The organism is uncultured Rhodococcus sp., from assembly GCF_963525155.1.
Classification (GTDB): Bacteria; Actinomycetota; Actinomycetes; order Mycobacteriales; family Mycobacteriaceae; genus Rhodococcus_F; species Rhodococcus_F qingshengii.
Window position 1 is genome coordinate 1 of sequence record NZ_CAURKP010000225.1, and the last position, 7,283, is coordinate 7,283.

The 7,283-nt window shown below is 61.7% G+C and carries 7 protein-coding genes; all 7 read right to left on the minus strand.

The features are described 5' to 3' along the window. Positions 1–195: 195 nt before the first annotated feature. The 7 genes from RWT78_RS26390 to RWT78_RS26420 are packed head-to-tail and all read right to left on the minus strand — an operon-like array spanning position 196 to position 6,741. Positions 196–858 (minus strand): GntR family transcriptional regulator, encoded by a 663-nt coding sequence (locus RWT78_RS26390; RefSeq protein WP_298783327.1) that lies wholly within the window; start codon positions 856–858, stop codon positions 196–198. Beyond that, positions 855–1,739, minus strand: a complete 885-nt coding sequence (locus RWT78_RS26395) for a hypothetical protein (protein WP_209923409.1) — start codon at positions 1,737–1,739, stop codon at positions 855–857. The genes RWT78_RS26390 and RWT78_RS26395 overlap by 4 nt, the downstream gene beginning before the upstream one ends. A gap of 51 nt (positions 1,740–1,790) precedes the next feature. After that, positions 1,791–3,164, minus strand: coding sequence for an allantoinase AllB (gene allB / locus RWT78_RS26400; protein ID WP_209923407.1), 1,374 nt, complete (start codon positions 3,162–3,164; stop codon positions 1,791–1,793). Positions 3,165–3,212: 48 nt separating this feature from the next. Then, complete coding sequence (locus RWT78_RS26405) at positions 3,213–4,268, minus strand: ABC transporter substrate-binding protein (protein ID WP_209923405.1); 1,056 nt, start codon at positions 4,266–4,268, stop codon at positions 3,213–3,215. 51 nt (positions 4,269–4,319) lie between these two features. Further along, the gene (locus tag RWT78_RS26410) at positions 4,320–5,171 is read right to left on the minus strand and encodes an ABC transporter permease (RefSeq protein ID WP_298783299.1); all 852 of its coding nucleotides are present in this window, start codon (positions 5,169–5,171) and stop codon (positions 4,320–4,322) included. Then, the gene (locus RWT78_RS26415) at positions 5,168–5,926 is read right to left on the minus strand and encodes an ABC transporter permease (protein WP_298783291.1); all 759 of its coding nucleotides are present in this window, start codon (positions 5,924–5,926) and stop codon (positions 5,168–5,170) included. The genes RWT78_RS26410 and RWT78_RS26415 overlap by 4 nt, the downstream gene beginning before the upstream one ends. Continuing rightward, positions 5,923–6,741 (minus strand): ABC transporter ATP-binding protein, encoded by an 819-nt coding sequence (locus RWT78_RS26420; protein ID WP_314681976.1) that lies wholly within the window; start codon positions 6,739–6,741, stop codon positions 5,923–5,925. The genes RWT78_RS26415 and RWT78_RS26420 overlap by 4 nt, the downstream gene beginning before the upstream one ends. Positions 6,742–7,283 lie beyond the last annotated feature (542 nt).

Below are 7,283 nucleotides of genomic sequence, written 5' to 3' on the forward strand. Positions count from 1 at the left end.
CGCGTCGGCGAAACACTTCTTCGCACGAGCAGTTCCTCTGTGCGGGTGCGGTGCGCACCGCACCGACAAAACGCGCCGAGGACAGGGCGTCGTTGAGTGAACCTCCGCTCATTGCTTGGCCGTTGACGAACATGAGGACAGTGTTGGGGGACATCGTAGGAACTCCTTGTTGCGGCGGGGTCAGTTGCGAGTGGATCAGCGCAGTGTGGTGTTGCCGTGCCCGCGTAGTGCGTGGATACGCACGGCTGTGGTGGCACGGTCGAGGTCGCCGCTCGCGAGGTCGTCGAGCAGTGCGCGATGTTGGGAAATCGGTTCGTGTCCCGATTGCTGGACGTAGTCGTCGGTGGGATACAAGAACGCCTGCCTCTCCAGGAACGACGAGGTGACGGGGCAGAACGCGGCTCGGTTAATGGCCATGTGGAATTCGAGATGAGTCATGGCGTATTGAGGGCTACCTACCCCGAATTCACTCAGTGCACTATCGAGCGGTGTCAGCATCGCGTACAGCGAATCCCAGTCCACGCTCGAGGTTTTCGCGGTGATGAGTCTGGCAGCCACTTGGTCGAATGCGACTCGGAGTTCGTGAAGCTCGGCACGTGCCTGCGCATCGACATCCACGACGATGAGCTGACCACGCCGAACGCGTTCGACAAGACCTTCACTTGTCAACCGCTGCAATGCTTCTCGGATGGGAGTCCGGCTCACACCGAGCTCGTCGGCGATCTGCTCCTCGGTCAAGCGGGTTCCGCCACTGAATTCACCGGTGGTGATCTGTTGCCGGAGATACAGATATACACGTTCGCGTGCACTGACAGGATCGCCGCTACGGCTCACGATCATGCTGTCCAACGGGCTCACAGGGTCGTCCTCGCTTTCGACAGTGCTGCCCGGCAAGCGTTGGTGGCGCGCTGCATGAATGTTCCGGACATCACGTTCATACCTGCCGACAGCGCAGTGCTCTGCAAGGCGCTCACCCGATTGTTCAGATCGAAGAACTGGTTGCCCGGAGATACGAGAGCCGAGAAGTCGAACACGAACGGCGACTCCTCGGAGGCGTCCGTCTCACCCCACGTGGTCGTATTGACCAGCAACGACGGCGTGCCCGGGCCGAGCAGCGCGGAGACGTCAGCAGGTGCTGCGAACTCGGCGTCGAATCGCTGCGCCCACACCACTGCAGCGTCGAGATTGCGGGCACTGCCGATCAGTCGCACACCCGGCCACGCCCGGCGGCACGCCAACGCTACCGAGTTCGACGAACCGCCGGACCCGAGAATCAGAATCGACGACGGTGTCCGGCCACCCATCAGCGTTTCCATCGCCGCCTGAGATGCCCAACTGTTGGTGTTGACTCCAACCTCGCCCCTCGACTCACGAACTATCGTGTCGACGACACCGGTTCGCACGGCGGACGGAGTTGACATCGCCAAATACGTTGCGACCGACTGCTTCCACGGACTGAGAACGAGCGCGAGTGTCCACGCAGGATTCGCCAGTAGCGCCTCGGGATTGTCGAATGGCAGTGTCCCATCCAGTTCGACGCCGTAGTCCGCCAGCGCATCGAGGAGCAGTCGACCTTTCAACGCATGCGCCGCTGTGGTGCCTATCCCGGCGATCGCAGCGGGGTCGGTAGACGGTGAACCGGTGGACCCACCATGTACTTCGTCGACGCAACGCTCAACCGCGGCACGGATAGTGGCGGAACCGGTATCTCCGAGCAGTGTTGCCTGTATGTCGCTCACGCGCTCTCCTCGTCTGTTGTGCTGGATTGTCATTGTTCGCGGATCGGCAAGTCAGCGCACGGAATCGGCAGGCGTTCGCGCCGGCTGGACCTGACGGCCGCGGGGTGCGCCGACCACTTCTCCCTTCTCGTAGACAAGGCCGCCGCGCAGGTACGTCGCGACAACACTGCCGGTGAGCGCCCAACCGTCGTACGGAGTGACGTTGTGCTTGGAGTGGAGCGAGTTCTGGTCGAGAACAACCTCGGCTCCGGCGTCGACGAGGACGAAATCGGCATCGAAGCCGGGCGCGATCTGACCTTTGTTCGCCATCGACCAGCGCTGCGCCGGAGTGTAGGAGCACAGGCGGACGATGTCTTCGACGGTCAGCTTTCCCTGCGCAGCGGCGGTGAGCATCAACGGAAGCATCGTTTCCACGCCGATGAATCCGCCGTACGCCTTCCACACATCTGTCTCGGCCTGCTCGTCGACGGTGTGCGGGGCATGATCGGTGGCAATGATGTCGACGTCCCCGCGGTCGATCCCGTCCCACAATGCGGCCACGTCGGAGGCCGGGCGAATCGGCGGGTTGAGCTTGATCAAGTTCCCGTAGGTGTCGTAGGCATCCGCGTCGAGGAACAGGTGCGAGACAAGTGCTTCGACACTGACCCGATGCCCCTGCGCACGCAGATCCATCACCCGCTGGAGTCCGACGGCCGTCGATAGGTGATGGATGTGCAGTTTGGTCTTCGCTTCGGTTGCCATCGTGATGATGCGAGTAATGGCCTCGACCTCGACGAAGGCGGGCCGGCCTTCGAGGTGTGCGCGCGGATCCTTACGACCGGACGCTTGGAGGCGGTCACCGAACATGCGCAGCAGGTGATCGTTCTCCGCGTGCACGCCCACGACAAGATCGGCGGCAGCGGCAGCTTCGAGTCCACGGAAGATCGCGGCGTCGTTGGGGCAGCGGTTGTCACCCGTCGTCTGACCCATGAACAGTTTGAGTCCCATGGCGCCCAGCTCCGCCATGTCCGCGATCTCGTCGGAGTTGGCGTGATCGAGCATCCCGTAGAGCCCGAAGTCCACGTACGCCTTGTTCTTCACCAGGTCCAGCTTCTGCCGGTATCGCTCGGCCGTCGCGACGGGGGGTTTGGTGTTGGGCATGTCGACGACGGTCGTGACGCCGCCCGCAGCTGCAGCCGACGTGCCGCTCGCGAAGTCTTCCTTTTCGGTCATTCCGGGCTCGCGCAGATGGACGTGCATGTCCACCAATCCTGGGAGAACGAGCAACCCCGTCGCGTCGATGGTCGGCACTCCCGGGGCGAGGAGATTGTCGCCGACTGCGAGGATGCGCCCATCGGCGACCGCGATGTCCTGGCGGCGGCGACCGTCGTGGGAGATAACGGTTCCGCCGGTGACGACGAGGTCCGGGGTTGTGGGAGAGGACATTTCAGGGCCTTTCGGTTGCGAAAACAGTGTGTTGGACAAGGGAGTGCTCTATGCCAGCGCCAGGTCTGGATTTTCTTCGTGGACTTCGCGAATGGGCCCGAGGTCGAACAGGTCGTCAACAGAGAGGTTCAGGCCGCCGGCTGCGATGGCTTCGATGTTCGCTGCGGCAGTAGCGTCGGAGATCGACAGAATTTGCTGTCCGGCAGAGCCGTTGCGGATGAGTTCGTTGCCCGCGATGCAGCAGTCGTAGGTGGACTGAGGGTTCAGGTTGAGATCCTTGCCGTATTCGTTGACGGTGAGGTCCGCTGCCCTCTGTGGGTCCGCGAGAACGTCCTTCCACCCCCGGATCTCGGCGTGTAGGAATGCCTTGAGCTTCTCGCGGTTGTTGTCGATGTTCTCCTGGGTGGTGATGTAGGTCTGCCCGACGAGAGGAAATCCGACGTCGGCAAGGAGCATCGTGTTGATGTCGAATCCCTTGTTGCGCAGGTCGACCACCTGACTGTTGACAAATCCGACGTAGCCGTCGATCTCACCGACAGTCATGCCGATCGGGTCGCCCTGTACCGGCACCGTGTTGATGCGGGACTCGTCGAGACCGAGCGCTGCAATGAAGTTGCGCCAGACCGGTTCACTGGACGAGGCGCATCCAATGGTTTTGCCGTACAACTCTTCCGGTGTATTGACGGGATTGTTTCCCATCGTCATGACGCATCCGGCGTAGCGACTGTAGACGGCGCCGACGATCTTCAGCGGCGCGCCCTTCGCGACGGCAGATCCGGCGATGGGCACCTGCGAGACTCCTACGAAGGTGCGTGAGAGGACATCGGATTCGATCGGTGGAGCGGTGGGTCCACCGGAGACCAGATCGGAGCCACTGAATCCTGCGTCGGTGTAGTAACCGTTCTTGTCGGCGACGTAGCTTCCGGCGAACTGGGTGTTCTTGATCCAGGCCAGCCGCTGGGATGCAACTCCGAAACCGTCTGCGGAGGCGCTGCCCGAGTCGCCGGACATGCAGGCCGACAGAACGGCGGGCCCGGCCAGAGCGAGGCCGCCCAAGGTGAGTCCGCGGGTGAGAAATTTCCTGCGATCAAACTGTGTGGTCATCGGGTATCCGTTTCGGTAACGAGGAAAGGTGGGGTTCGGCTGGCGCCGCTCTCAGCGGGGAGCGCTCATGCGTGATGTGACAGCGGCTTCGATGACGCTGACGATCTGGTAGATGACAATGCAGGTGACGGTGAGTACGACGACCGAAGACCACAATCGTGCGAATTCGAATTCGTTGGCATCCCTGAGCATCTGGCCTCCCAGTCCCTGCCCGGTGGCTAGCCATTCGGCCAGTAATGCGCCGACGATCGAGGTGGTGACGGCTAGACGCGCTGCGGCGAACCAGGTGGGAATGGCATGGGGCAGAGCAACTTTCCAGAATGCGGACAGAGTGGATCCGCCATACGCGACCACCATATCGACATCGGTCCGCGGAGTACTGCGGATCCCCTGCAGCATGGTGAGCAACGCGGGCACAACGACGATCGCAGCACCGATGACGGCAGTGCCGACCAGTCCGCGTCCGAAGATCAACACGAGAATCGGCGCGATAGTGACCATCGGGATCGCATGCAACGCCGTGACAGACGGAATGAACATGGCCTCGGCTGTGGCCGAAAAGTAGAAGAGCAGTGAAACACCGGCCGCAAGAAACAGCCCGAGGACAAATCCATACGACGCATCGGTGAGCGTGCGGGCCAGATTGGAGGTGATCACTGCGCGGTGCTCCGCAGCATCGGTGTCGGTGATCAAGTAATTCCAGACATCCGTCGGCGACTTGGCGACGAACGGGCTCACATCGACCAGTCGAATGAAGAGGGTCCAGGCGGTAAGGATGGCGATCACTGCCCCGACGAGCGTCGCGAGAGTACGCGCCAGGCTGTGCACAATCGTGAGGGCCTGGTTTCGCTGTGCGGCGCGCGGGCCGGCGACCTCCGAGGGCGAGTCCTGTGTGATTGTCATGCGTTGACTCCCGACGTACTTGCAGCCCAGGGGGTGGCTATCTTCTCGACAGTGTTGACCAGCAGGAATGCAAGACCGGCGATGAGGCTCGATACCAGCGTGATTCCCCAGGTGCGCACCACGTCACTCGAGGACTGAGCGACAACGAGCGCAGCCCCTAAACCTCGCTCCTGCCCCATGAACTCACCGATGATCGTTCCCAGAATTGCCGCGGGCACAGCGACTTTCAGTGCAGTCAAAATACTCGGCAACGCCGACATGAGCTGCACCTTACGCAGAACGAGGTACTCACCGCCGCCGTACGCACGGACCAGATCTTCGCTCGACGAATCAGCATGTGAGAGCCCGTTGATGGTGCCGACGAGGGTGGTGAAGAAGACCGAGACTGCGGCCATGATCGCGGACGTGACAACACCGTCGAAGCACGCCGCGAGGATGGGTGCGATTGCGATCAACGGGATGCACGCCGACGCGATACCCACCTGCAACACCAACTTCTCGAGGGCCGGAACCGTCGTCACCAGCGCTGCGCACGCGATCGCGGCAAGATTTCCCCACAGGTAGCCCACCGAAGCCGATGCCAACGTGACGGGAATGTGGACTCCGTAGAAGGCGAGACCGTCGTGCATCACGCCGCCGACAATGGCGGTGGGTGGCGCTATGCCCGGGCCGAGAATGCCTGTCATACCGACGATCTGCCACACGATGAGCACGACCCCGGTGCCGAGCACTCCGAGGAATCGACTGTTCTTCATCGGCGGTCACCACCCACGGTGGCCAGTGCGTCCTCGTCGCGGGTGCGAGCGCTGAAGAGAATGGAGGACAGGAGATCGACGTATTCGTGGAATTCGCGGGTGCGCATCATCTCCGGTGTCCGGGGCCGCGGCAGATCGATCTTGACCACCTTCTCGACGCGCCCGGGCCGGGCGCTCATAACCACCACGGTGTCCGAGAGAAACACGGCCTCAGCGATACCGTGCGTGACCATGAGGGTGGTGGCAGGCCGCTCGGTCCAAATCCGGAGAAGCTCGATATTGAGCTTCTGTCGGGTCATGTCGTCGAGGGCGCCGAACGGTTCGTCGAGGAGCAGAACGCGGGGCTTGACCACGAGTGCCCGCGCGATTGCCACGCGCTGGCGCATACCTCCGGAAAGCGGTGCTGGTCGTGCATTCTCGAAGCCGGTGAGGCCGACCAGGTCGATGAGTTCCTGAACGAACTCGTCCGAACCCGTCTGCTTCGACACCTCGAGGGGGAGACGAATGTTGGAGCGGACCGACCGCCAGGGCAGTAGTGCAGAGTCTTGGAATGCGATTCCGAGGTGGCGGTGTCGGCGCATGTCCTGCGGAGTTTCGCCATGGACCAGTGCGGTGCCTGCGCTCTGTGATTCGAGGCCGGCGAGGATCCGCAATACGGTGCTCTTGCCGCATCCGGACGGTCCGAGGAGCGTGACGAATTCGCCTTGCTCGGACTGAATGTCGACGCCGTCCAGTGCGGTGACAGTGGAGCGTCCAACCTTGAATTGTTTTGTGAGACCGCCGATGTGGATCCCCGGCGCGGTAGGCGAGATCATTCGTTCTCCCTTGATCGGATGCGACCCCGCTTGCATACAAGCTTGGATCCAAGTGCGTAGATCGAACTTTAGGGACGCTGTGTTTCGATTGCATGAACGACGGAAACATGTGGATTACATTGCGCTCACGGCTCTTCCTCACGGTCCAAGGCGAAGCCCGCAAAACGATATGCAAGATCTTCGTCAACTCGTCGTGCCGCCTTTACGCGCTCAGCAATCGGAACCGCGCGGGTTCCTAGAATCTTGGAACACCCTTGTATGAACTGGTACCCGGAAGTTGGACTGGCTGATCCGTGCCCCTCAAAGTGAACCATCTATATGAGAGATGAGGCAGAGTGATCCACAGGAGGTCACAGGATGTTGTCAAGTTGTCTGGGATACAGCAGTTTTCGGGCGCAGCAGGCCATTCCACAGAGCAGTCGGTCAGGCAGTGATGCGTAGTTCAGTGACCTGATTCCAAACCTGGAATCGAGCGCGGATTTCGGTGCGGCGGTCGGTGGCGTTCATACGGTGGCGGGGCGGGCGGAAGTGCGGGGAGATAC